Source organism: Clostridium sp. 1001271B_151109_B4 (assembly GCF_015670405.1).
Taxonomy (GTDB): Bacteria; Bacillota; Clostridia; order Clostridiales; family Clostridiaceae; genus Clostridium.
On record NZ_JADPBQ010000007.1, the window covers coordinates 7,674 to 29,405 of the forward strand.

The window sequence follows — 21,732 nt, forward strand, 5'->3', positions numbered from 1 at the left end:
CTATTAAATCTTGCATTATATTTGCTATTATTTCGTATTGCTCTTCTAAGTAATATAAATAATTAAACGTAATACTTACTGGAATCTTATAAACATCTACCATACTTTTTAATATCTTCATATCTTCTAGTGAATTTATTTGAATATTATAATAAAGTACCTCCCTCCTATTTAGTGGAAATAAACTGCCATATTTTTTATTCCATTCATAAGGTACATATCCACAAAACACTTCATCTGCTCCTGCTTTAACTAATCTAATATAATCATCAATACTTCCCATTCCAGCTACTATCTTCATGTTATTTTCCTCTTTTACTTTAAATGAAGTTTAATAAAATTCTATCTATTCCTTCATTTATATATTGTTCTAATTTTTTTGAATCCTGTAATAAAGTATCGTCAAATGAAAATAATGAATTATATTTTCCAACCATTTTTAAGTGCTTTGGATATGAAAATATATAATCCTTACAGTACATTGGACATCCCATTACAAGCTTTTGCCTTCCTCTATTCATAGTTGTACATTTTGCATATAATGTACAATATTGTGATGTGTTAGTAACATAAAAAGGCATATGTAAAGTATGATTTCCTTTTGCTATATTAAGTTTGTATCCACAGCTTTCATACTCAAATCTATTTATATTATTATCTTTTAAAAATTCACTAAATATCTTGCTATTAACACTATTATCACCTATTAATGCCTCGTTTTCATCATATCCATTCTTATAAATATATCTAGGATCCTTTTTTCTTTTATTTAACAAAACACCTAAACATAAAGTCAAATAATCTTGTTTGTTTTCTACTACCTTTAACATTCCCCAATCATTTATTACTATTTCTATTTTTTTATTATTTTCATTACACCAATTATATATTTCATTTATTATAGCTTTTGTTTTATCAATATAACACTCTCTAACATATGTAAAGCAAATTGTTACTTCTAAGCCTTCATTATTTGCCTTTTTTATTATATCTATAAGCATTCTTTTGCTTGGAAATAAATTATGACAAAACTCATTTCCAACATAAATTCTTGATATTTTTTTATACATAAGCTTATTCTTTTCTATAAAATTATCTTTTAAATAATTCCTCTTAAATGTTTCTATGTCTTCATTTAAATATTTATTATATAGATCATAATTATCTACATTAATGGCTAATTCTACTGAATTTAAAACCCTATAATTAAAGCTATCATAATTTAAATTCGCCATCCACTCTTGCTTTTGACTTATATAATCTTCATAGAAATCATAATCTTTTTCTGAAGGATATCCTACCATCTCATTAGAAAAATCATTATCATCACTATATGCCTTCAATCTAATATATCTATTATAATTATTAAAAGCATTTCTAACATTTTGTAAATAAATTTCATCTTTAATAGAAAAAACATAAGTTATATAAAACTCATGCTTTTCATTATTTATCAAATTGTATTTTTCTATAATTATTTCCTCATACCTATTTTCATCAAATATATAAAATACAACTTTTAATTGCTTTATTTCCTTTACCTCTTGTGCCAATCTTATAGTTAACTTTTCAGGAGATATTTTCATTATTCTTACTTCTTTATTATTCAATAAACAGGTTATTAACCCTGATGGTAATAATTCTACTTCTTCTCTTTCCAAAATTTATTTCCTCACAATATCAATTACTACATATTCACAATGTTTTTCTGTTCTTAATGGATATCCCCAACCTGCTATTCCACAAGATACTATTATATCCATATCATCTTTTTTTTCATATCCATATTCCATTTCATTAATGTTAAACAACTCCATTAATCGTCCTAGTGGCCATATTTGACCATAATGTGTATGTCCAGAAAGCATTAAATCATATCCACTTTCACTATTTTCTTCTAATTCACATGGTTCATGATCAACTATTATTTTATAATAATCATCACTAACTTCTCTTGATAGCTCTTGTGATGATTTTCTAGTTTCATCTATATAAGATCTATCTTTTCTTCCTATTATACATAGTTCATCATTTATTTCATATATATCATCTGCAAGTATTTTTATTCCTGAATTTATTATTGCTTCCTCTAACTCTTCTTCAGTATAATTAGGATCTACTGTATATGTAGATTTATCATGATTTCCATATACGTAATATACACCATAATTACTTTTAATAGTTGATAATATTTTAAATGCATCTTGCATTTGTTTTAAAGTCGTACTTTCATCTACAATATCTCCACCTAATATTACTACATCTGCATTAGTTTTTGATATATTATCACAGTATTTTTGCAAAGTCTCATTATCCATAGTGGTACCAAAATGAAGGTCTGATATAAAATCCACTCTATAGCCTTCACTCCTAATATTTTTATTTGTATACACAGTATAATCTTTTTCAATTATATTATGAACATTTATATATCCATATACAATTAAAATGGCTGTTAATGATAACGGTATAATTCCACTTCTATAAATTACTTTGATGAAACTATTATTAGTAAATTTTTTTATAATAAAATAAACTAATTCAACTACCCATGCAATTATAACAATATGAAATACTACAACTGCCCATGTTCCCCAGACCTTTAATGCTGGTATCATTATAATTAATGTTAAAATTAAACTTATAATTTTTTGTTGCTTAATTTTTTTGCCCTTCATAAGCAAACTTAAAATTCTACTTATAAAAAAATACATATATATTCCCAAAGGAATCATAAATATTAATGGTAGTACAATATAGAAAAACATCTTTTACTCCTTCTTTCTATCTAATGCTTCTTACCTAATATTTCTTTTTCAAGATAAATCTCATTAATTTCTGTAATCTTTTCTTTATCAAGCCAATGCTTACCACACCCAGAATAATCTAATAAAACACATTGTGGAATAAAACCTAATCGTAATGCCTTCCACCCTCCAGACATCAAGTTAGGTATGCATGCTATTCCTATAATTCCTATTTTATTTTTCTCTTTTACATCTATTTTATTTATTATTGTTTCATGAGGTATTATACATACGTCTATATATCTATTTTCCATCAAATTATTTAAGTTATTAATATTACAATTTATACTACACTTTTTGCATTTTAATCCATATTCACATTCAGCTGCTTTACATTTACTTTGAACCTGTCTCATACATCCTGGAGCAAATATTTTCTTATCTTTACATTGTAAAAACTGCTCACTATATACTTCATTCATTATTTGTGCAGATACCATATTGAAATAATACTGTACCTTCCCCTTAGTGCAATAAATTAAATCTTCTCTATTTTTATATTTATGTTTTGCTTTTTTTAAAAAAATATCAAGTTGCTTTATATATAATCCAATTGTTCCATCACAAATATTACACATACTTTCAGCAATGCTTAAAGACTGCTTAAAAAACTTTTTCTTATATTCTTCATCCTTAACTTTAAGAAAATCTCCCCATACTTTCATTCGATAAACTTCTTCTTTAAAATCTCCACTAGCTTCCATCCAATTTATAAGGATATTAATATCATAATCATAATTTTCGCTGACTTCTTTCATTAAAATATTACTTATTAAATATCCCCTTATTTTATCTACATTTCTATTTAAACTTTTACCCTCTCTTAATTTATTAAGTACTTTGAATAAACGTAAAGTTCCCTTATTTATTTTTTTAATATATTTTCTATAGTCCTTTAACATAGCCCCTATCATTAAAAACTCTATAGCATATTCATCTTTTGTTCTTAAATCCTCAATATTATTTTTTACAACATATATCATAAATTCTTCTAATTGAATTTTTCCATAATCAAATAATAAATTTTTTATTCTTTTGCTTACTACTTTGAGTTTTTCATAATATGCATTAGAGTTTATACCTTTTCCTTTTAAATTATAAGCTAAAATATCCATATTACTTCCCCCATTACTCAATTTTTACCTCATAATAAAAAAATAATCATTTTCTTTCATAAGATATTATATTTTTTAGTTATATTAATTTTAATCCTATTTAAAACAACAATAAAGCAATTAATGGAAATTTATAATTTTATTAACATCGTCTTCATTTAATGGAATATATGCATATTGCAAATTTACTGCATAATCAACAAATTTATCTACAGTTTCATCGCTTAATATATATCTCATCCATCTAGGAGTTAAAATTGCAAGTCCTACACCATACGTAATATTATAAAATACACTTAATTCATGCCCTATTGGATGACAAGTCCATGCTTCTAGTTTTCCTGATCCACAAAGACCATTTGAAGCCATTGAACTAGCCCACATTAAATTTGCTCTTGCCTCATAATTTTTAAGATCTTTTAAAGCAATTGGACAATACTTAATACAAATTTCTAATAGTGCTTCTGAAAATTTATCTTGAACGAAAGCTCCATTTGTCTTTTTTAAATAACTTTCAAAAATATATAACATAATATCTGCTGTTCCTGCAGCTGTTTGAATTGCTGGTAATGTATATAAATATTCTGGATCTAAAATAGAAACCTGTGGCTTTAATCTATAACTTCCTGTAGCAACTTAATCTAATTTTTAACTACTTGCAGAGACTTCCAATGAATATTATACTTATATTGGTAACATATTCTTTGCTATGTTTTTAATAAGAAGTAATGTAACGAAAGGAATATATATGAGAAAAAAAGATATATTAGAATTAAAAAAGCGTTTTAAAAAAGATCACTGTACTTTTACAAAAATGTGCGGATGCTATGTTAATGGTGAAAAAAATGTACTTTTGAAATTTAGAGAAACATTTTTAAATTTAGAAGAAGATGATTATTTTAAATTTTTAGAAATTGCTAAAAAAATTCTCTCTGGAACTATTGGAAATAATATTTTAGAGCTTAACTTTGAACTTAATGAAGAACATATAAACGAAAAACAACTTTCTTTTATGAGACTAAAAAACAGTGGATTAAAAGATGATGCTTTACTTGATGAGTTTTATAATTCAATTATAGAAAGCTATGATTATACGGGTAACTTCTTAATTCTTCTATTCCATGATGCTTATGATGTAATTACAAAAACTAAAGATAATGCAAAACTGGATGAATCTGAAGAAGTATATGAATATATTTTATGTGCAATATGTCCTGTTGAATTATCTAAAGCTGGACTAAGATACTTTGAAGAAGAAAATTCAATTAAATCACGTACAAGAGATTGGGTTGTAGAAGCACCAAGTAATGGTTTCGTATTCCCTGCTTTTATAAATCGTAGTTCAGATGTTAACTCTGTGATGTATTATACTAAAAATGCAAAAGATACACATCCTGAGTTAATGGAAAATGTTCTAGGCTGTCCTTCAAAACAAACTAATACAGAACAAAAAGAAGCTTTTAATGATATTGTTAGAGACGCTCTTGGTCCTGATGAAAAAAAGGCTGATCATTTCTTTATGGAAATCCAAGAAAGCTTAAACAATAAAATTGAAGAACATAATAGTATTTATGAAGATACTGATGAGCCTATAGTATTAACTAACGATGTAGTTCAAGAAATACTGGCATTAAGTGGTGTACCTGATGAAATTACAACTAAAATTGAAAAGTCATATTCAGAAAATTTTGGTACTACACCTCCTGTAGCTGATATACTAATAGATAATAAAGTTCTTGCAGCTAAAGCTCAAAAGAAAAAAGAAGAAATGCTAGAAAAGCAAGTCAAAATTCTTGAAAATAAACTTGAAAGAGTTACTCAAACTGCTTCAAGCAACCTTGAAAGCAATGTAATTCAATCAGGCCCTGAATCTGAAGTAGCTATTGAATCAATTAATTATAAAACAACTGAAGAAAGTTCTAATGAAAATAATTTAGAAGAAATACCAAACCTTAAATCTACTAATGATTCTAATGATACTTCTGAAATTAAAGATGAAATAAACTCAATAAATAGTGATAATGTTTTTGAAAATAATATTGATTCTTCTTTAAATGCTGATATAGTAGTTAAAGTAAATCCTGAAAAAGTAGAACAAATAGAAACAAAAATAATTGATGGTAAAAAATATATCGTTATTCCTATCGATGATAATGAGCAAGCTAATGTTAATGGAATTGAAAAAAACTTATAAATAGTCATAAAAAAATCCATAAACCTAATTGTGGATTTTTTTTTATTCTTAATTGCTATAATTTCATTTTCTCACTAACATAAATCAAAGTATTAATAATTTTTAGTAACTTATGCTATACTTTAATAAATAAATATATTTTTAAGGATGTTAGTATGAAAAAGGATTCGAATAGAAATAATTTAATTCAAAAACAACTAGAAATAATCACTAAAAAGGAAGTAAAATTACTAAAAGAACCTAATGATAATTATATAAAAAATAAAATTTCTCCAATTAAAGATAAAATAGAAGATATGGTTCCTGATAAATTACAATCAACTTTGGAGTTAGCTTTTCAAAAGGGATTTAAGGTAGTCTTTGATAAGGGTACTACTGTTATAGAAAAAACTTATAATAAAGAAAATATTAATATGGAATATGATATTAATACTTATGCTGTTAATAAATATCCAACAAGAAAAAATTTAAAGAAAATAGATAAATCTACAAATAAAAAAACAATTTTCAATAAATCTTTAACTATTGTAGAGGGATCTGCTCTAGGTTTGCTAGGAATAGGATTACCTGATATACCTATTTATATTGGAGTTATATTGAAGTCAATATATGAAATTAGTTTAAGCTATGGATTTGATTATTCAACTGAAAATGAAAAAGCATTTATTTTAAATATAATTTGTGCTACTGTTACTTCTGGTAAAGAAAGAAGTCATTATTTTGATAAGATAGATCTAATAGCAAGTGAAATAGATAACAATAAAAACCCTGATTATAATATAGAAGATATGCTAATTGAAACCTCTAATAAAATTTCGGTATATATGTTAACCTCTAAATTCATTCAAGGTCTTCCCATTGTAGGCGTAGTAGGTGGAGTTACTAACTTCCTAACCCTACAAGATATTACTTCAATAGCTAAACTAAAGTATAAAAAAAGATATCTAAGAAAATTATCTTTCTAGAAATAATAGCAAATAAAAAATAGCAGTATCAGATTATTTATCATCTAATACTGCTATTTTTTATTTGCTTAGCTATTTTATACTAATCATTAATACTATAATTTATTTTAATATTATTATATTCTTTCATACTAATCTTTCTATATACAAAATACAAATTAGAATAATAATTAAAGTAATATTAAACAAAAACTCTCCTCTTTATTAGAACATTCTAAGGCATACATTCATAAACTACAATATTTAGTAATTAAAAGAGAGAGATTTTATGATATTTTTTAATACCCTTAAAAACTTATATAATAAAATAATTTTTTCAAAGTATATATTAACTCATAATTATAGGCTTCCATCAAATTATAATGATAACTCTACTCAATTTGTAAATAATAGTAACTTATCTAGCACTACTAAGTATCTTATTTGGGTTGATACTAAAAATTTTCAGGTTAATATATTTTCTGGCTCTAAAAATAACTGGATTCTAGTAAAAAATTATATTTGTTCTATTGGTAAGCCTTCTACCCCTACGCCTTTAGGTACATTCAAAGTAGGTGCTAAAGGGTATTCATTTGGAGAAAATCATGGATATGTTTGTTATTATTATACACAATTTAAAGGAAATTATCTCTTCCACTCAATTATATATAACTTAGATAATACAATTAGAGATGGTCGCCTTGGCTTTAAAATTAGTAATGGATGTATTAGACTTGCCAAAATAAACGCTAAATGGATTTATGATAATATTCCATATGGTACTACGGTTTATATAACTTAAATATTCTTTTTTATCAATTAAAATAATCAAAACTTTAATTCATATCTATTGCATTTTTGATTAATAATAAAACTTAGATAGATATTTTGATTTGTAATAATTATTGATTTTTTATTTCAATTGACTTTACATTTCAATAACTCTATACTATTAAGTATATTAATAATATTTAAGGAGACCTTTATATGTCAGTTTATTTTATAACTTACCATATGCAAAGCAACTCTCATCACCATCATCATGAACATGGGGAAGATTGTAACTGTGGAGGAGATCCTGATTACGATTTAGTTTGTGAAATCGAAACTTTAGGTAGATGGGCTCACTTTATGCCTACTAGCTACCTTGTACATACTTCATTGAATGCAGATGAAATTTTAGAAAGACTTTCATCTAAAGTTGGTAGCAAAGATTTATTATTTGTTTCTAAAGTTGAATCTAAAAACATGGCTTCTTTAACTCCTCAAGTTAAAGAATGGATTGCCAATGTTGAAGGCTAAAAAATTAGTAAATCCCAATCTTATAAGATTGGGATTTATTCTATTTTAATTTTGATAATTTATATCTTAGACTGTTGGATATGAGAATATTTTTAATTCTTTACCTTCTAGTTTTTCCTTCTTCATATCAACTGCACTTATTCTATTAAAAACAATTTATTTCACAAACATTTCAATTATATAAGGAAGCTTTTCGATAACATGTGAAGCATTAACACAAAACATATCTTTTGAAAGAATATCACCACAATATCCATGAATATATGCTGATATTATTGTAGCCTCAAGAGGCTCATATCCTTGCCCTATAAAAGAAGCAATAATTCCAGTAAGAGCATCTCCCATTCCACCTGAAGCCATCTTACTATTTCCTGTTGAATTTATATAAACTTTATTCCCATCAGTAATTATAGTATTATATCCCTTTAGTAATAGTATTACATTATATTCCTTAGCAAAATTAACGGCAATATCAATTCTATTCTCTACTAAATTTTTAACATCAATACCAGTAAGCTTAGACATTTCTCCAATATGAGGTGTCATTATAATCTTTCTCTTACTACCTTTTAATAAATCTAAATTATTTTTAAGTACATTCAATCCATCCGCATCAAGTACTGCAGGACAGCCATTCTTAGATAGAATCTTTTTTACATACTTCAGTGTTAATTCATTGTTCCCCATTCCTGGTCCTATTGCTATACTATCACTATTTGATATAACATTTTCAAATGCACTATCTTCATATGACATTGACATAGCTTCTACTAATTTACTTTTTAAAATATCTAATATAGATTTCTTTGTACAAAGAGTAACAAGTCCTGCTCCACTTCTTACCGCTGCCTCTGTTGAAATATATGCTGCTCCTGTAAAATTTTCAGATCCTGCCATAATAGTAACTCTTCCAAAATCACCTTTATGTGCACACTTATTTCTCTTTTTTATAATGTTTTTTATATCACCTATTTCTGTTAAATACTCCTTATGGTGAAATTTATTAACTACATATTCTGGTATACCTATTTTTTCAACTATTATAGTTCCTGTATACCTTTCACTTTCATAATCTAAAAAACCTTTTTTATAAACTTCAAAAGAAACAGTTTTATTTGCTTCAATAGAAGTACCTAAAACTCCAAAGCTATCACATTTCATTCCTGATGGTATATCTATAGCCATTACATATGAATTACTCTTATTTATACCCTTAATAACTTCCTCATATATTCCTTCTATTTTTCTAGTTAAACCAACTCCAAAAATCGCATCAATAACCATATCATTTTTTGATATGGCTTCCCTTAGATTTATCATATCTTTAATATTATTAATATTATTTATATCAATTCCCATATTTTTTAAAATATCATAATTTGCAGAACAATCTTTACTCATAGAATGATTTCCTACTATAAAAACATCTATTTTCATATTCATACTAAAAAGTTGGCGAGCGACAGCAAGGCCATCACCCCCATTATTTCCTGTTCCACAAACTATAGTAAATGATTTAAACTTTTCAAAATCTATATTTTTAATAACCTTCAATGCTGCATTCTCCATAAGAACAATCGAAGGAATGCCTAAATCATTTATACAATAATTATCTATACTTCTTATTAATTCAGAATTTCCTATTTTCAAAATCTCATCACCTTTTATAATACTTAATTTATTTTAATTATAACACTGTTTAACTAATTCTTAATATTTTCTTCAGTATATCAACTTTCTTATATTTCACATAAAAAGTATTCTTATTTTCAACTATTATTTATCTTTAACTATACTTAATCTTTTAATAATATTGTCAATTACACCAAGTTCATTTCAATACTCTTGGACATTTGTCCTTGATTTTTTTCTTATAACTTCTTTAAATTAATTAATATGATATAATTAATTTGCTTTATTTAACTTACTTAATAAGGAGAATTAAAATGAAGAACTTACCTTATTTTTTAGATACTTGTCCTAGTTATATAAAAAATAAATTTACAAATATGAAGTTTAATACTTTTGATAAAATCCTTACACAAAATGAAGTTGCTGATTCGGTATATATAATAAAAAAAGGTAAAGTCAAAGTTTATTCTTTAACTCCTACTGGAGTTAAATATCTAGAAAGAACTTATTGCGAAAATGAACTATTTGGTGAACTAGAAATATTTGCTGATAAACCTATCCTAAATTATGTAGAGGCAATTGAACCTTGTGAAGCTATTAAAATTTCTAAAGAATCTTTTTTAGAATGGATTAAATACGATAGTAATTTTTCTTTATATGTACATATAAAGCTTTCTGAAAAAATGTATCATACCTCTATTAATAGTAAAGCAAATGTAGCTTATAATTTAAAGGATAGAGTTCTATTCTTTTTATGGAAATTTTTAGATGATCATAATTTAAATACTGTCCATAAGGATATACTAGTAGAAGGTGTTGGTTCAAACATTAGAAGTGTTAATCGAATTATTAAAGAGTTAGTAGATGAAAATATTGTTGAATATAACAAAGGATTCATTAAGGTAAATGATATAAATAATCTTGTTGATATAATTTTCTCCCCTAATCCTAATAATAATTTAGTAGGTATTTTTAATAAGAAATCAGGAGGTAACTATGATAGATAAAAAATTATTAATAGAAAAGGCATTTGATGCTCAAAAATTTTGTTATACACCATATTCTAATTTTAATGTAGGTGCTGCTTTACTTTGTGGTAATGGTGAAATTTATCAAGGTTGTAATATAGAAAATGCTGCATTTACACCTACAAATTGTGCTGAAAGAACAGCTTTCTTCAAAGCAATTTCAGAAGGCCAAAAGGAATTCACTGCTATTGCTATTGTAGGAAATAAAGCTGGAATTAAACCAGGAGATGGTGATTTTTGTGCACCTTGCGCTGTTTGCAGACAGGTTATGGCTGAGTTTTGTGACTTAAAAAACTTTAAAATAATAATTGCTAAAAGCACTGAAGAATATTTAGAGTATACATTAGATGAACTCTTACCATTAGCCTTTACAGGTAAAAACTTAGATTAAAGTAAAAAGCTATTGATGTCTCTATCAATAGCTTTATTTATATATAACTTTAAAATACTCAATTAATCTTCTTAAAATAACTTGCTCATTTTTCTAACTAATATTATAATCCAGCATCTTAAACCTAATGCTAAAAGTACTATACACACTCCTATAACATCTGAATAAAATACCATATTTATAGTATTTCCAACTGTAATTATAGAAGCTATTATTATGTAAATACTTATTTTATTATAATCACTCATTACCCCCTAATTATCCCTTTTAATACATTATATACTAAATTGTTATTTTAATAAATAAAAAAGCTATTAGGAATTATATTTAACTTACTCCTAATAACTATTTATTTTATAAACTATAATATTGTTCTATAAATACTTTATGACTTCTAGGTATATTTTCTGGCAACTCATCGTAACTAAAAAATCTTAAGTCCTTAGTTTCAAAATTATCTATATTTAATTTCCCACTATAACTTTTACATACATATCCTATTGTTATAAAAAAGGCCTTATCTCCATGTGGAAACTCAATGAAACACTCTTCTCCTGAAGTTGTTCCTAAAAGTTTTAATTCCTTTATGTTTAAACCAGTTTCTTCCTTTGCTTCTCTAACTGCAGTAGTCTCAAGAGATTCTCCTAGCTCTGTAATTCCACCTATTAACCCCCACTTATAAGGAAACGTTCCTCTTTTTTGTAATAATATTTGATTATATTTATTTATTATTAATACATTTACCCCTGTTAAATTTATTGAATCATGACCTACTTTTTCTCGTATGTATTTAACATAATCCATATTCATAACCTCACTATTTTCATTGATCTAAAAACATATATTATAATTATAACTTTAATATATCTTATTTATCATTTATAACTTCCCACTCTAAAAGTAATGTTACTAATGCCAAAATTGATAGTATTGCATTAGGAAATCCCCCTAACCTTTCAAAATTTGAAAAATCTACTAAAAATAATATCCAAACTATTGCTGTAATAATATGCAACGTAATTCTTACATATTTCTTACTCATAAATATCTTAAAAGAACTTTTTTCTTTAATATTATTTTCTTTTTTTACTATTGTCTTTCTTGTATTGTTTTTATTTTTCTTCTTAGCCATCCTTTGTCCTCACTTCTATATACATTAGTTTTACATCTTATTATATACTATTTTCACTAATAAAAATAATCATATCCTTTATCTAAATACTAAAGATATTTTCCTAATTTAGGGCATACTATATACGTCTTTGACATCAATATTTATATATTAAAGGTGAGTTCATATGAAAAACAATAATCATAAAATACAAAAAACACCTCCCTTTGAAAGGCCATTATTTATAATGATAATAACCTTTGTTGGAGGATATATGAATGGCTACACTTACATTACAAGAAATAATACATTAGCTAATATGCATACTGCTAATATGTCTAAATTAGGAATTAATATTGCACTTGGGGAATGGCTAGAGGCGCTACATTATTTTATTCCAATTTTAACTTGTATATTAGGTGCTGCATTTAGTAAATTAATTGAAACCATACTTGTAAACTTTAACTTTAATGGAGACTGGAGAAAATTTGCCCTTATATTAGAAGCAATTTCACTATTTCTAATAGGATTGCTTCCTACTTCTTTCCCTGATATTATAGTTACTAATCTTGTTTCTTTTTTTATGGGATATCAATTATGCTTATTTAGAACATGTCTTGGTGTTCCATTTAATACAACAATATGTACTGGAAATATTAGAAGCGTTGGGCTATTTTTATTTGATGCGTTAGATATAGAAAATAAAGAATCTTTAAAAAAATTAATTACTTTTATAGTTCTTACTTTTTCTTTTGCACTTGGTGCTATTCCTGGAACTTTAATATCTCTTGCTTTAAGTGTTAAGGCCGTTTGGGTTTGTAGTTTTATATTATTTTTACAATCGTTTTGGATATATTCTTATGAAAATAAAATAGCTTAAAGTAAAAAGACAGTATGTTATTATATATATTTTTTACATACTGTCTAAAACTACAACTTAGTTTATTTGCTTTCATCTATAATTTTTAATATTTCATCAGCTGCTCTCTTTGCTCCACCTGCATTATGAAAACTTTTTGATATATTCTTTGCCTTTTCTTTATATTCATTGTTATTAATAACTTTAATAACTGCAGATTTGATATATTCTGGCTTATCTTTTTTTAACATAACTCCTGCGCCCAACTTCTCAACTCTCTCTGCTACCATTTTTTGTTCTGAATGTTGTGGAAACAGCACCATAGGAACTCCATAATATAAACTCTCATTAATACTATTCATACCACAATGAGTAATAAATACATCTATTTCTTGAAGTACTTTAATTTGTTCAACAGAATTTTCAACCTTAAAGTTACTAGGTATATTTCCTAAATTTTTAATATTAGTACTATTCCCTATAGACATGATTACATCAAAACTAGTATCTTTAAATGCCTTTATACAATTTTTATAAAATTTAACATTTTTATTATTAACTGTTCCAAGCGAAATATATATTCTCTTCCTATTTCTTTCTTTAATCTCAACCATAGTATTAGCTACAGATGGCCCTACAAAATAATACTTATTAGAAAAAGTCTCTACCATAGGTTGAAATTCTTTTGATGTATATACAATAGTATTTGTATCATTATCATTGTTAACAATAGAAATAAAATTCTTTACATCATATCCTTGATTTCTTAAAAGCTCTATTTTTTTATTAATCCTTCCCATTCCAAAAATCATACGCATTATTTCATTTAAACCTTGTTTCATCATCCTTGCTGTATGCTCATTAAAAGCAAATGTTGTTGTAGAGCATATATATGGAATATTTAATTTTTGTGCAAATAATTTCCCCCAAAAACTTAACGAATCTGATACAATACAATCTGGTTTAAATGCATCAAGCTCACTACAAACCTTTTTATCTAAAGCTAAAGTGGTGTCTACAATCATTTCTATTAAAGCCGGAAAATCCTTTCCTACTTTCTTCTCATCTTCTGGTCTAAGTTCCGGTAAATATTCATCACAACAAATACATTTTGCACCTGCAGATTCAATTTTTTCTTTAAACTCTTTAAATGAATAATATACTACTTCATTTCCTCTAACTACTAACTCTCTAACCACTTCTATTGTTGGATTAGTATGTCCATGTGCAGGCATACAGAAAAAAACTATTTTACTCATATCTTTCACCACCCTTTATATGGTTTAACTTATTCATCCTTCATGGCTAATCCCATATTTTCCACGAAATTTATTAAATCACTTTGATGAACAATTCCAAGGCCTCTTTCCTCATCTCCTAGTATCAATAATTTATCACCTGCATTTATATTAAAAACAATTCTTGCTTCCTTTGGAATTACAATTTGACCTCTTTCTCCAACTACAACAGATCCAAAGAAGAACTTTCCTTTAGGTGGTACTCCAATTCCTGTTTCTTCTTCTGAGTGATTAACTAAATCATCTAATTTAACGTTATATAAATTTGCAAGCTTTATGCAACTCTCTATATCTGGATTAGATTCTCCATTTTCCCATTTTGCTACCGATTGCCTAGAAACATTAATCTTCTCAGCTATTTCCTCTTGCGTATACTGATTCTTTTTTCTTAGACTCTTCAAATTCCTACTAATCATACTTTTCATACCTCCTATATTTATCTTATTAAAATTACTAATTACTTTCTATCAACTAACCTTAACATTCATATATATATTTATATACATTTACTTATTAATTAATAATTTTATTTTTTCATAATCTCTACGTGTTTCTACTACTATGTTCTATATAAAAAATAATTTTATATACTTTAAACAAACTCTTACTTTCTAAATATTATATATTATACAATCTAATGATAGGAGATGAGATACATGTCAAGACATTATTGTAATACCGAATCATATTGTTGTAATAACAACTGCTGTAACCCTTGTGGAGGATATGGCAATGGTATATCTGGATTTGGTGGCTCATGTTTTTATATACTAGCAATTTTATTAATATTTGGTGGCGGTGGCTTTGGTCCAGGCAGCTTTTTCGGAGACTATAATAATATATATCGCTGTAGTGGATTTAATACTGGTTGGTGTAATGATAGGAGATCTAACAACACTAGTTTTAATAATAACAACTTTAGTTCTAATATGCTTTCTAATTCCAACTCTAACATTGCTGGGCTAATTAACGGTCTTTCTGGTAATGGTAACTTTGATATTGGTAACCTTACTGATTTTGCAAATTAAGCAACCAAATAAAAAGCTATTAGGGCATTTATTCCTAATAGCTTTATCTATTTCTATATTAAAATATTTTATTACCTTTGAATTAATAATAATTATAAATGAGTCAGCTAAAAAAATCTACAACACTTTTGCCATTGCAACTAAAACTATATATCAAAACTTACTTGAACTTCACTATTTTTTTCTTCAAAAGTTTTCATATATTTAAAAACCTCTTCTACTCCACAAATAATATTATTTTTCTTACAAGTTTCTTTAATAATCTTCATTAATCTTTCATGATTTTCACTTACTACTTCATAACTATTACCATATTTACTTATATATTTTTCTTTTAACCCCTTAAAATGCCTATCTAAGTTTTTATAATAATACTCTCTATTTCCATCTCTTAATGTTAATCCAATGCCAAATACTATAATTCCTTTAACTTTAGCCTCTATACAGTAATTTAATATTCCTCTTATATTCTCTTCAGTGTCATTTATATAAGGTAAAATAGGCGTTAACCAAACAACTGTAGGAATACCATTATCCCTCATTATCTTTAACACTTCAAAACGTTCTTTAGTAGTAGAAACATTAGGTTCAATTATTTTGCATAAATCTTCATCATAGGTTGTTAATGTCATTTGTACAACACACTTTGCTTTATTATTTATACTTTTTAACAAGTCCAAATCTCTTAATATTCTGTTAGATTTAGTTTGTATTGCTAATCCAAATCCATGCTTTTCAATTATCTCCAAACACTTTCTTGTATTTTGAAGCTTTTCTTCTAATTGAATATATGGATCACTCATTGCACCTGTTCCAATAATACACTTTTTTCTTTTTTTCTTAAGTATCTCCTCTAATAACTGTGGTCCATTAATTTTAACTTCTATATTTTCAAAAATATGATTCATTCCATAACAAAGACTTCGTGCATCACAATATATACATCCATGAGTACATCCCCTATAAATATTCATTCCATTATTACCGGATAGTATTCCTTTTGCTATTACCTCATGCATATACCTGTAACTTCCTTCCTTAATTACTTTAATGAAATATAAATATCAATTTTAGCATTATCATAATCTGCATTTAAATATTCTTCAAAATCAGCTTTATAACTTCTATCTAAATCCATTTGCCAAATCTTACTCCAAGCCTCTGCAACAGCCTTTTGCATATGCCCTTCTATAGAAAACTTAGCATATTTTCCTGCTGGAATCTTCTTTATTGTAAAGCTTTCATTTTCAACCCTAGATACCTCATTGCCTACCGTAACACAATATTTATTATTTTCGTAATCAGAATAAAGTCCTATTGCATATTCATTTACTTTATTCCTTATTAATTCATTAACTCCACCTTGATATAACTTTTCCCAAAGCTCTCCAATAACTTGCCCCATCTTAGGATCGTCATTACTTGTAACATCACTAACTCCTACTACTATTTTTTCTTCTAAATTTACAATTTTATAATTCATATTCATAACCTCCATATATTTGATAAGCTTATTATACTGAGATTAATATGACAACAATATGTCATATTAAGAATAATTTAAAAGCATTTTTTTAATTTTATCTTTTACTTCTTTTCTTATTTCCTCTGGCTCTAAAACTTCACATTCTTCTCCAAATGAAGATATATAACTAAAAATCCATTCACCTTTTGGATATTTAATTTCTGCAATAAAGCTTCCATCCTCTAACTGCTTAAAATTTTCAAATTCATCATATACCCTATATGCCATTTTAGAAGAAATCCTCATCTTTAAAGTTACAAATTCACCTTCATAAATATTATCTTCTCCCATTATAGTTTCAGGCGCTTTAAGATTGAAAGTTTCTTTAGAAATGCATAAATCTTTTATCCTTCTTAATTTAAAAAATCTATAATTTTCTCTTATTTTACAATAGCCATACATATACCAGCTTTGACCCTTAAAGTATAATTTTAATGGGTATACTTCTCTATTAATATTTTCCCCTTTCCCACTCATATAATCAAATTTAACTATTCTTTTACTCAATATTGCAGATTTAAGGTTATTAAAAGTTTCCTTTTCTCTTTCTGCATTACCCCAGTTTGAAAAATCAACCTCTATCCAATCTGTGTCATTTTCACCTAATATATTATTTAACTTCCTAAGAACCTTTTCCCGCTCCTTATCATTAAGACTTACAGCATTAACTGCCCTTATTGATGATAATATTTCTGACTTTTCTTCTTCCGTTAATACAGCCTTATTTAATATAAACTCTGGTAATATGGATATACCTCCACCTTTTCCTTTACTCATATAAACTGGAATTCCTGCTGTAGAAAGAGTTTCAATATCTCTATAAATAGTTCTTTGTGATACTTCAAATCTTTCTGCTAATTCCTTTGCTGTTACTATCTTCTTTTCTAAGAGAATATATATAATTTCAAATAACCTATTTACCTGCATAATTCTTTTTCCTCTCATCCATTGTATTACATTTTATAATTCTATATTAAAACAAACTTAACTTTTATTAATTTAAATAAAGCCATATGCTTTCACATACGGCTTATTACTTTTATATCACTGTAATTTATTATTCTTTAAACTACTTTTTCTTTACTGGAATCCAAACTTCAGAATAGTAGTTTTCATCAAAATTCCCTTTTTCATACTCACTTGGATCACTATATATTTCTATATTATACCCTCCAGCAATCTCATAGTCTATACAGTTTGGTAACCACTCTGAAAATATTTTTTTGTTAACTTCTTGAATTGATGATGGCATTTCTCCATAACTGCCGGCAAGTGCGAGTTTTCTTCTCCTAATGTACTCACTTAAAGAGTAACCACTTAACATTGCAAATCCTTTTTGAAAATAAAAAGGAACTTCAATTTCTGAAGCCCCTCATTAATTAATAATATACTATATATCTCTTCTAAAATACTTTCCTTCAAAGTCAACTTTCTCAGTCAATCCATAAGCTTCTTCCCTAGCCTCCTGAACAGTTCTACCTCTTCCAACAACAGATAAAACTCTTCCCCCACTAGTTCTTAAAACTCCATCAACCAATTGAGCTCCAGCTAAGAACACCTTATCCTTAATGCTTTCATCGATAGTGATTTCAAATCCCTTTTCAAAAGTTCCTGGATATCCCCTAGAAGCTAAAACAACATTAACGCAAGCTCCATCATACCACTTAACTTCTACTTCATCTAATCTGCTATCTAAAGCAGCTTCAACTAAATCAACTAAATCACTTTCCATTAAAGTTAATACAGATTGAGTTTCAGGATCACCCATTCTTACATTATACTCTAAAAGATAAGTCCCCTTTTTAGTTATCATTAATCCGAAGAAAATAATTCCCTTAAAATCAAATCCTTCTTCTTGAATTCCTCTTAAAGTATTAGCTACTATATTTTCTTGAAAGTCCTTCATTACATCTTCTGTAACAAATGGATTTGGTGCTAAAACTCCCATTCCCCCAGTATTTGGTCCCTTATCTCCATCAAATATTTGCTTATGGTCTTTTCCTGAAATGAAAGGTATTAAAGTGTTACCATCAGTAATTGAAAGTATTGACGCTTCTACCCCATCAAGGAATTCTTCAATAACAACCTTTTGACCTGCACCCTTAAATATGTCTGAAATCATGAAATCATCAATTGTTTTCATAGCTTCTTCTTTAGTTTCTGCAATTACAACACCTTTACCTGCTGCTAATCCATCTGCTTTAATAACTATTGGATATTCACATTTTTCTAAGTAAGACTTAGCTTCAGCACAGCTTGTAAAGTTACCATATTCAGCAGTTTTAACTCCATATTTTTTCATGAAATCTTTAGAGAAAGATTTACTTCCTTCTAATTGAGCACCTGCTGCATCTGGTCCAAAGCATCTTAATCCTGCTGCTTTAAATTTATCTGTTATACCTTTTGTTAATGGATCTTCTGGTCCAACAAAAGTTAAACCTATACTATTTTCTTTTGCAAACACTACTAATTCATCTATATCAGTAATATTAATATTTTCACATTTATTTGTAGTTGCAGTTCCACCATTACCAGGTGCTACAAATATCTTACTAACCTTTTCACTCTTAGCTAATTTCCAAGCAATAGCATGTTCTCTCCCACCAGAACCAACTAATAAAACTTTCATACAAAATACCTCACTTATTTTCTCGATAAATTTCAATTAATAAAAAAACAATGTAGTAAAACATTAACTATTTGTTTTTTATTTATTTAAACATTAATTATAAAAAAATAGATTACCTTTTAGTTGTTTTTTACGAATATCTTTAAACACAAATAAAACAAAAAATAAATATATTACTGTAGTGAATATTATAACAAGCTTTAGAATTTAATCTATGATGTAGAGGAAATAGCGTTAAGAAGTTTAGAAGAACGTCAATAACATTCGAAACTTTAGCTATTTCCTTGGAATCATAGATATAAATTCTTAGCGAAGTTATACTAATTCACGGAAGTAATATATTTATTTTTGACACTCTTAGTGTTTAAAGTGTCTGATTCCTGTCATAACCATTGCAATTCCATGTTCATTGCAAGCATCAATTGATTCTTGATCCCTCATAGAACCACCTGGTTGAATTATTGCTTTAATTCCATACTTAGAACATTCATCAACAATATCTCTAAATGGGAAGAATGCATCTGAAGCTAAAATTGTAGCTCCCTCACCTCTTCTTAAAGCATCCATTGTTGGCCAAATTCTATTAACTTGTCCTCCACCAATTCCTACAGCAACACCATTATTAACTGTTACTATAGCATTAGATTTAACATACTTAACAACCTTCATACCAAATAATAAATCTTTCATTTCTTCTTCAGTTGGTGCTTTTTCAGTAACAACTTTTATTTCATCAACTAATTGTCTATCTTCTTCTTGAACTAATATTCCACCATCAACTGTTACCATGAATTTTTCATCACATGGCTTAACATTGCATTTTAAAACTCTTAAGTTCTTCTTAGATTTTAATACTTCTAATGCATCTTCATCAAATCCTGGAGCTGCAATTACTTCTAAGAAAATCTTAACCATTTCTTCTGCTGTAGCCTTGTCTAACTTTCTATTAAATGCAACTATACCACCAAATATTGAAGTTGGATCAACATCGTATGCTTTAGTGTAAGCTTCGTATGGAGTCTCACCTATTGCAACACCACATGGAGTATTATGTTTAAGAGCACAGCATGCAGCTTCATCAAATTCATTTGCAACCTTCCATGCTATATCTAAATCCTTAATATTATTGTAAGATAATTCTTTACCATTTAATATTTCATAATCATTCATTCCACCCTCAAATTCAGTAGAAACATAGTATGCAGCACTTTGGTGTGGATTTTCACCATATCTTAAGCTTTGTTTTTTCTTATATGAAACAGACAAGTATTCTGGATATTCTTCTTCATCCGCAAGCATAAAGTTAGAAATTGCAGCATCGTAAGCACTCATTAAGTTAAATACCTTCCCAGCTAATTTCTTTCTTAACTTATAGCTAACATCTCCATTTTCCTTAATTTCAGCCATTACAGCTTCATAATCAGAAGCTTCTGAAATAACAACAACATCTTGGAAGTTCTTAGCTGCTGCTCTAAGCATTGTTGGCCCACCGATATCAATGAATTCAACCTTTTCTTCAAAGCTTAAATCTTCTCTTACCTTTTCAAAGAAAGGATATAAATTAACTATAACCATATCTATAGTTTCAATATTTCTTTCTTTAATTGTATTCATATGTTCTTCATTATCTCTTATAGCAAGTATTCCTGCATGAATGATTGGATGAAGAGTCTTAACTCTTCCATCTAGCATTTCTGGGAAATTAGTAACTTCATTAACTTCTGTTACTGCTAATCCATTATCTTTTAAGTGCTTATAAGTACCTCCAGTTGAAATAACCTCAACTCCATTTTCCGCTAAAAACTTAGAAAAATCTAAGATACCAGTTTTATCAAATACACTAATTAATGCTCTTTTAATCATGTAAAA

General features: G+C 27.1%; 22 protein-coding genes and 3 pseudogenes. 8 read left to right on the forward strand and 17 right to left on the reverse strand.

What is annotated here, in order from left to right; translation table 11 throughout:
* The 5 genes and pseudogenes from I4V63_RS15635 to I4V63_RS06425 all read right to left on the reverse strand — a co-directional run.
* A pseudogene (locus I4V63_RS15635) lies at positions 1–301 on the reverse strand (peptidase U32); the annotation flags it as partial.
* 19 nt (positions 302–320) lie between these two features.
* Positions 321–1,661 carry a hypothetical protein gene (locus tag I4V63_RS06410; protein ID WP_196000468.1) on the reverse strand — a complete coding sequence of 447 codons (1,341 nt, stop codon included), beginning with the start codon at positions 1,659–1,661 and terminating at the stop codon, positions 321–323.
* 3 nt (positions 1,662–1,664) lie between these two features.
* The gene (locus I4V63_RS06415) at positions 1,665–2,768 is read right to left on the reverse strand and encodes a metallophosphoesterase (protein WP_196000469.1); all 1,104 of its coding nucleotides are present in this window, start codon (positions 2,766–2,768) and stop codon (positions 1,665–1,667) included.
* A 20-nt stretch (positions 2,769–2,788) separates the two neighbouring features.
* Entirely contained in the window at positions 2,789–3,922 is a 1,134-nt protein-coding gene (locus I4V63_RS06420) for a DUF116 domain-containing protein (RefSeq protein ID WP_196000470.1), read from the reverse strand.
* A gap of 120 nt (positions 3,923–4,042) precedes the next feature.
* Positions 4,043–4,537 (reverse strand): annotated as a pseudogene (locus I4V63_RS06425) (iron-containing alcohol dehydrogenase); the annotation flags it as partial.
* A gap of 133 nt (positions 4,538–4,670) precedes the next feature.
* On the opposite strand from I4V63_RS06425, the gene I4V63_RS06430 reads away from it, so the two are divergent.
* From I4V63_RS06430 to I4V63_RS06445, 4 genes are all read left to right on the forward strand, one after another.
* Entirely contained in the window at positions 4,671–6,116 is a 1,446-nt protein-coding gene (locus I4V63_RS06430) for a DUF4317 domain-containing protein (RefSeq protein WP_196000471.1), read from the forward strand.
* Between the two features lie 155 nt (positions 6,117–6,271).
* Positions 6,272–7,081, forward strand: coding sequence for an EcsC family protein (locus tag I4V63_RS06435; protein WP_196000472.1), 810 nt, complete (start codon positions 6,272–6,274; stop codon positions 7,079–7,081).
* A 268-nt stretch (positions 7,082–7,349) separates the two neighbouring features.
* Positions 7,350–7,862 (forward strand): L,D-transpeptidase, encoded by a 513-nt coding sequence (locus tag I4V63_RS06440; protein ID WP_196000473.1) that lies wholly within the window; start codon positions 7,350–7,352, stop codon positions 7,860–7,862.
* Between the two features lie 185 nt (positions 7,863–8,047).
* Positions 8,048–8,362 (forward strand): hypothetical protein, encoded by a 315-nt coding sequence (locus I4V63_RS06445; protein ID WP_196000474.1) that lies wholly within the window; start codon positions 8,048–8,050, stop codon positions 8,360–8,362.
* A 156-nt stretch (positions 8,363–8,518) separates the two neighbouring features.
* On the opposite strand, the gene I4V63_RS06450 is transcribed toward I4V63_RS06445, so the two are convergent.
* Entirely contained in the window at positions 8,519–10,012 is a 1,494-nt protein-coding gene (locus I4V63_RS06450; RefSeq protein ID WP_196000475.1) for an NAD(P)H-hydrate dehydratase, read from the reverse strand.
* 296 nt (positions 10,013–10,308) lie between these two features.
* Between I4V63_RS06450 and I4V63_RS06455 the strand changes: the two genes are divergently transcribed.
* Both I4V63_RS06455 and I4V63_RS06460 read left to right on the forward strand, forming a co-directional pair.
* Complete coding sequence (locus I4V63_RS06455; RefSeq protein ID WP_196000476.1) at positions 10,309–11,001, forward strand: Crp/Fnr family transcriptional regulator; 693 nt, start codon at positions 10,309–10,311, stop codon at positions 10,999–11,001.
* Positions 10,991–11,413, forward strand: coding sequence for a cytidine deaminase (locus I4V63_RS06460; protein WP_196000477.1), 423 nt, complete (start codon positions 10,991–10,993; stop codon positions 11,411–11,413). The genes I4V63_RS06455 and I4V63_RS06460 overlap by 11 nt, the downstream gene beginning before the upstream one ends.
* Positions 11,414–11,484: 71 nt before the next feature.
* Here I4V63_RS06460 and I4V63_RS06465 read toward each other — a convergent pair whose 3' ends face one another.
* The 3 genes from I4V63_RS06465 to I4V63_RS06475 form a co-directional block, all read right to left on the reverse strand.
* A complete protein-coding gene (locus tag I4V63_RS06465; protein ID WP_196000478.1) occupies positions 11,485–11,661 on the reverse strand; it encodes a hypothetical protein in 177 nt (58 codons plus the stop codon).
* Positions 11,662–11,767: 106 nt separating this feature from the next.
* Entirely contained in the window at positions 11,768–12,217 is a 450-nt protein-coding gene (locus I4V63_RS06470; protein WP_196000479.1) for an NUDIX hydrolase, read from the reverse strand.
* 64 nt (positions 12,218–12,281) lie between these two features.
* Complete coding sequence (locus I4V63_RS06475) at positions 12,282–12,545, reverse strand: hypothetical protein (RefSeq protein WP_196000480.1); 264 nt, start codon at positions 12,543–12,545, stop codon at positions 12,282–12,284.
* Between the two features lie 166 nt (positions 12,546–12,711).
* Here I4V63_RS06475 and I4V63_RS06480 point away from each other — a divergent pair, with 166 nt between their 5' ends.
* Positions 12,712–13,404: a YoaK family protein gene (locus I4V63_RS06480; RefSeq protein WP_196000481.1), complete on the forward strand. Its 693-nt coding sequence runs from the start codon at positions 12,712–12,714 to the stop codon at positions 13,402–13,404.
* A 62-nt stretch (positions 13,405–13,466) separates the two neighbouring features.
* Here the strand turns inward: I4V63_RS06480 and I4V63_RS06485 are convergent, their stop codons facing one another.
* Together I4V63_RS06485 and I4V63_RS06490 are read right to left on the reverse strand one after the other, a co-directional pair.
* A complete protein-coding gene (locus I4V63_RS06485) occupies positions 13,467–14,642 on the reverse strand; it encodes a macrolide family glycosyltransferase (RefSeq protein ID WP_196000482.1) in 1,176 nt (391 codons plus the stop codon).
* A 29-nt stretch (positions 14,643–14,671) separates the two neighbouring features.
* A complete protein-coding gene (locus I4V63_RS06490) occupies positions 14,672–15,097 on the reverse strand; it encodes a helix-turn-helix domain-containing protein (RefSeq protein WP_196000483.1) in 426 nt (141 codons plus the stop codon).
* A 240-nt stretch (positions 15,098–15,337) separates the two neighbouring features.
* Between I4V63_RS06490 and I4V63_RS06495 the strand changes: the two genes are divergently transcribed.
* Positions 15,338–15,709 (forward strand): hypothetical protein, encoded by a 372-nt coding sequence (locus I4V63_RS06495; RefSeq protein ID WP_196000484.1) that lies wholly within the window; start codon positions 15,338–15,340, stop codon positions 15,707–15,709.
* A gap of 146 nt (positions 15,710–15,855) precedes the next feature.
* Here the strand turns inward: I4V63_RS06495 and I4V63_RS06500 are convergent, their stop codons facing one another.
* The 6 genes and pseudogenes from I4V63_RS06500 to purH all read right to left on the reverse strand — a co-directional run bounded on the left by I4V63_RS06500 (position 15,856) and on the right by purH (position 21,726).
* Positions 15,856–16,728 (reverse strand): radical SAM protein, encoded by an 873-nt coding sequence (locus tag I4V63_RS06500; RefSeq protein WP_196000485.1) that lies wholly within the window; start codon positions 16,726–16,728, stop codon positions 15,856–15,858.
* Positions 16,729–16,751: 23 nt separating this feature from the next.
* Complete coding sequence (locus I4V63_RS06505) at positions 16,752–17,192, reverse strand: GyrI-like domain-containing protein (protein WP_196000486.1); 441 nt, start codon at positions 17,190–17,192, stop codon at positions 16,752–16,754.
* Positions 17,193–17,258: 66 nt separating this feature from the next.
* A complete protein-coding gene (locus I4V63_RS06510) occupies positions 17,259–18,161 on the reverse strand; it encodes a YafY family protein (RefSeq protein ID WP_196000487.1) in 903 nt (300 codons plus the stop codon).
* Between the two features lie 142 nt (positions 18,162–18,303).
* Positions 18,304–18,492 (reverse strand): annotated as a pseudogene (locus I4V63_RS06515) (GyrI-like domain-containing protein); the annotation flags it as partial.
* Between the two features lie 132 nt (positions 18,493–18,624).
* Complete coding sequence (gene purD / locus I4V63_RS06520) at positions 18,625–19,863, reverse strand: phosphoribosylamine--glycine ligase (RefSeq protein WP_196000488.1); 1,239 nt, start codon at positions 19,861–19,863, stop codon at positions 18,625–18,627.
* A 357-nt stretch (positions 19,864–20,220) separates the two neighbouring features.
* Positions 20,221–21,726, reverse strand: coding sequence for a bifunctional phosphoribosylaminoimidazolecarboxamide formyltransferase/IMP cyclohydrolase (purH, locus tag I4V63_RS06525; RefSeq protein WP_196000489.1), 1,506 nt, complete (start codon positions 21,724–21,726; stop codon positions 20,221–20,223).
* Positions 21,727–21,732: the final 6 nt, after the last annotated feature.

Coding starts and splice junctions, on each gene's coding strand:
- I4V63_RS06415 (WP_196000469.1), bottom strand. CDS start 2,768: ATGTTTTTCTATATTGTACTACCATTAATATTTATGATTCCTTTGGGA.
- I4V63_RS06420 (WP_196000470.1), bottom strand. CDS start 3,922: ATGGATATTTTAGCTTATAATTTAAAAGGAAAAGGTATAAACTCTAAT.
- I4V63_RS06430 (WP_196000471.1), top strand. CDS start 4,671: ATGAGAAAAAAAGATATATTAGAATTAAAAAAGCGTTTTAAAAAAGAT.
- I4V63_RS06435 (WP_196000472.1), top strand. CDS start 6,272: ATGAAAAAGGATTCGAATAGAAATAATTTAATTCAAAAACAACTAGAA.
- I4V63_RS06440 (WP_196000473.1), top strand. CDS start 7,350: ATGATATTTTTTAATACCCTTAAAAACTTATATAATAAAATAATTTTT.
- I4V63_RS06445 (WP_196000474.1), top strand. CDS start 8,048: ATGTCAGTTTATTTTATAACTTACCATATGCAAAGCAACTCTCATCAC.
- I4V63_RS06455 (WP_196000476.1), top strand. CDS start 10,309: ATGAAGAACTTACCTTATTTTTTAGATACTTGTCCTAGTTATATAAAA.
- I4V63_RS06460 (WP_196000477.1), top strand. CDS start 10,991: ATGATAGATAAAAAATTATTAATAGAAAAGGCATTTGATGCTCAAAAA.
- I4V63_RS06465 (WP_196000478.1), bottom strand. CDS start 11,661: ATGAGTGATTATAATAAAATAAGTATTTACATAATAATAGCTTCTATA.
- I4V63_RS06470 (WP_196000479.1), bottom strand. CDS start 12,217: ATGGATTATGTTAAATACATACGAGAAAAAGTAGGTCATGATTCAATA.
- I4V63_RS06475 (WP_196000480.1), bottom strand. CDS start 12,545: ATGGCTAAGAAGAAAAATAAAAACAATACAAGAAAGACAATAGTAAAA.
- I4V63_RS06480 (WP_196000481.1), top strand. CDS start 12,712: ATGAAAAACAATAATCATAAAATACAAAAAACACCTCCCTTTGAAAGG.
- I4V63_RS06485 (WP_196000482.1), bottom strand. CDS start 14,642: ATGAGTAAAATAGTTTTTTTCTGTATGCCTGCACATGGACATACTAAT.
- I4V63_RS06490 (WP_196000483.1), bottom strand. CDS start 15,097: ATGATTAGTAGGAATTTGAAGAGTCTAAGAAAAAAGAATCAGTATACG.
- I4V63_RS06495 (WP_196000484.1), top strand. CDS start 15,338: ATGTCAAGACATTATTGTAATACCGAATCATATTGTTGTAATAACAAC.
- I4V63_RS06500 (WP_196000485.1), bottom strand. CDS start 16,728: ATGCATGAGGTAATAGCAAAAGGAATACTATCCGGTAATAATGGAATG.
- I4V63_RS06505 (WP_196000486.1), bottom strand. CDS start 17,192: ATGAATTATAAAATTGTAAATTTAGAAGAAAAAATAGTAGTAGGAGTT.
- I4V63_RS06510 (WP_196000487.1), bottom strand. CDS start 18,161: ATGCAGGTAAATAGGTTATTTGAAATTATATATATTCTCTTAGAAAAG.
- purD (WP_196000488.1), bottom strand. CDS start 19,863: ATGAAAGTTTTATTAGTTGGTTCTGGTGGGAGAGAACATGCTATTGCT.
- purH (WP_196000489.1), bottom strand. CDS start 21,726: ATGATTAAAAGAGCATTAATTAGTGTATTTGATAAAACTGGTATCTTA.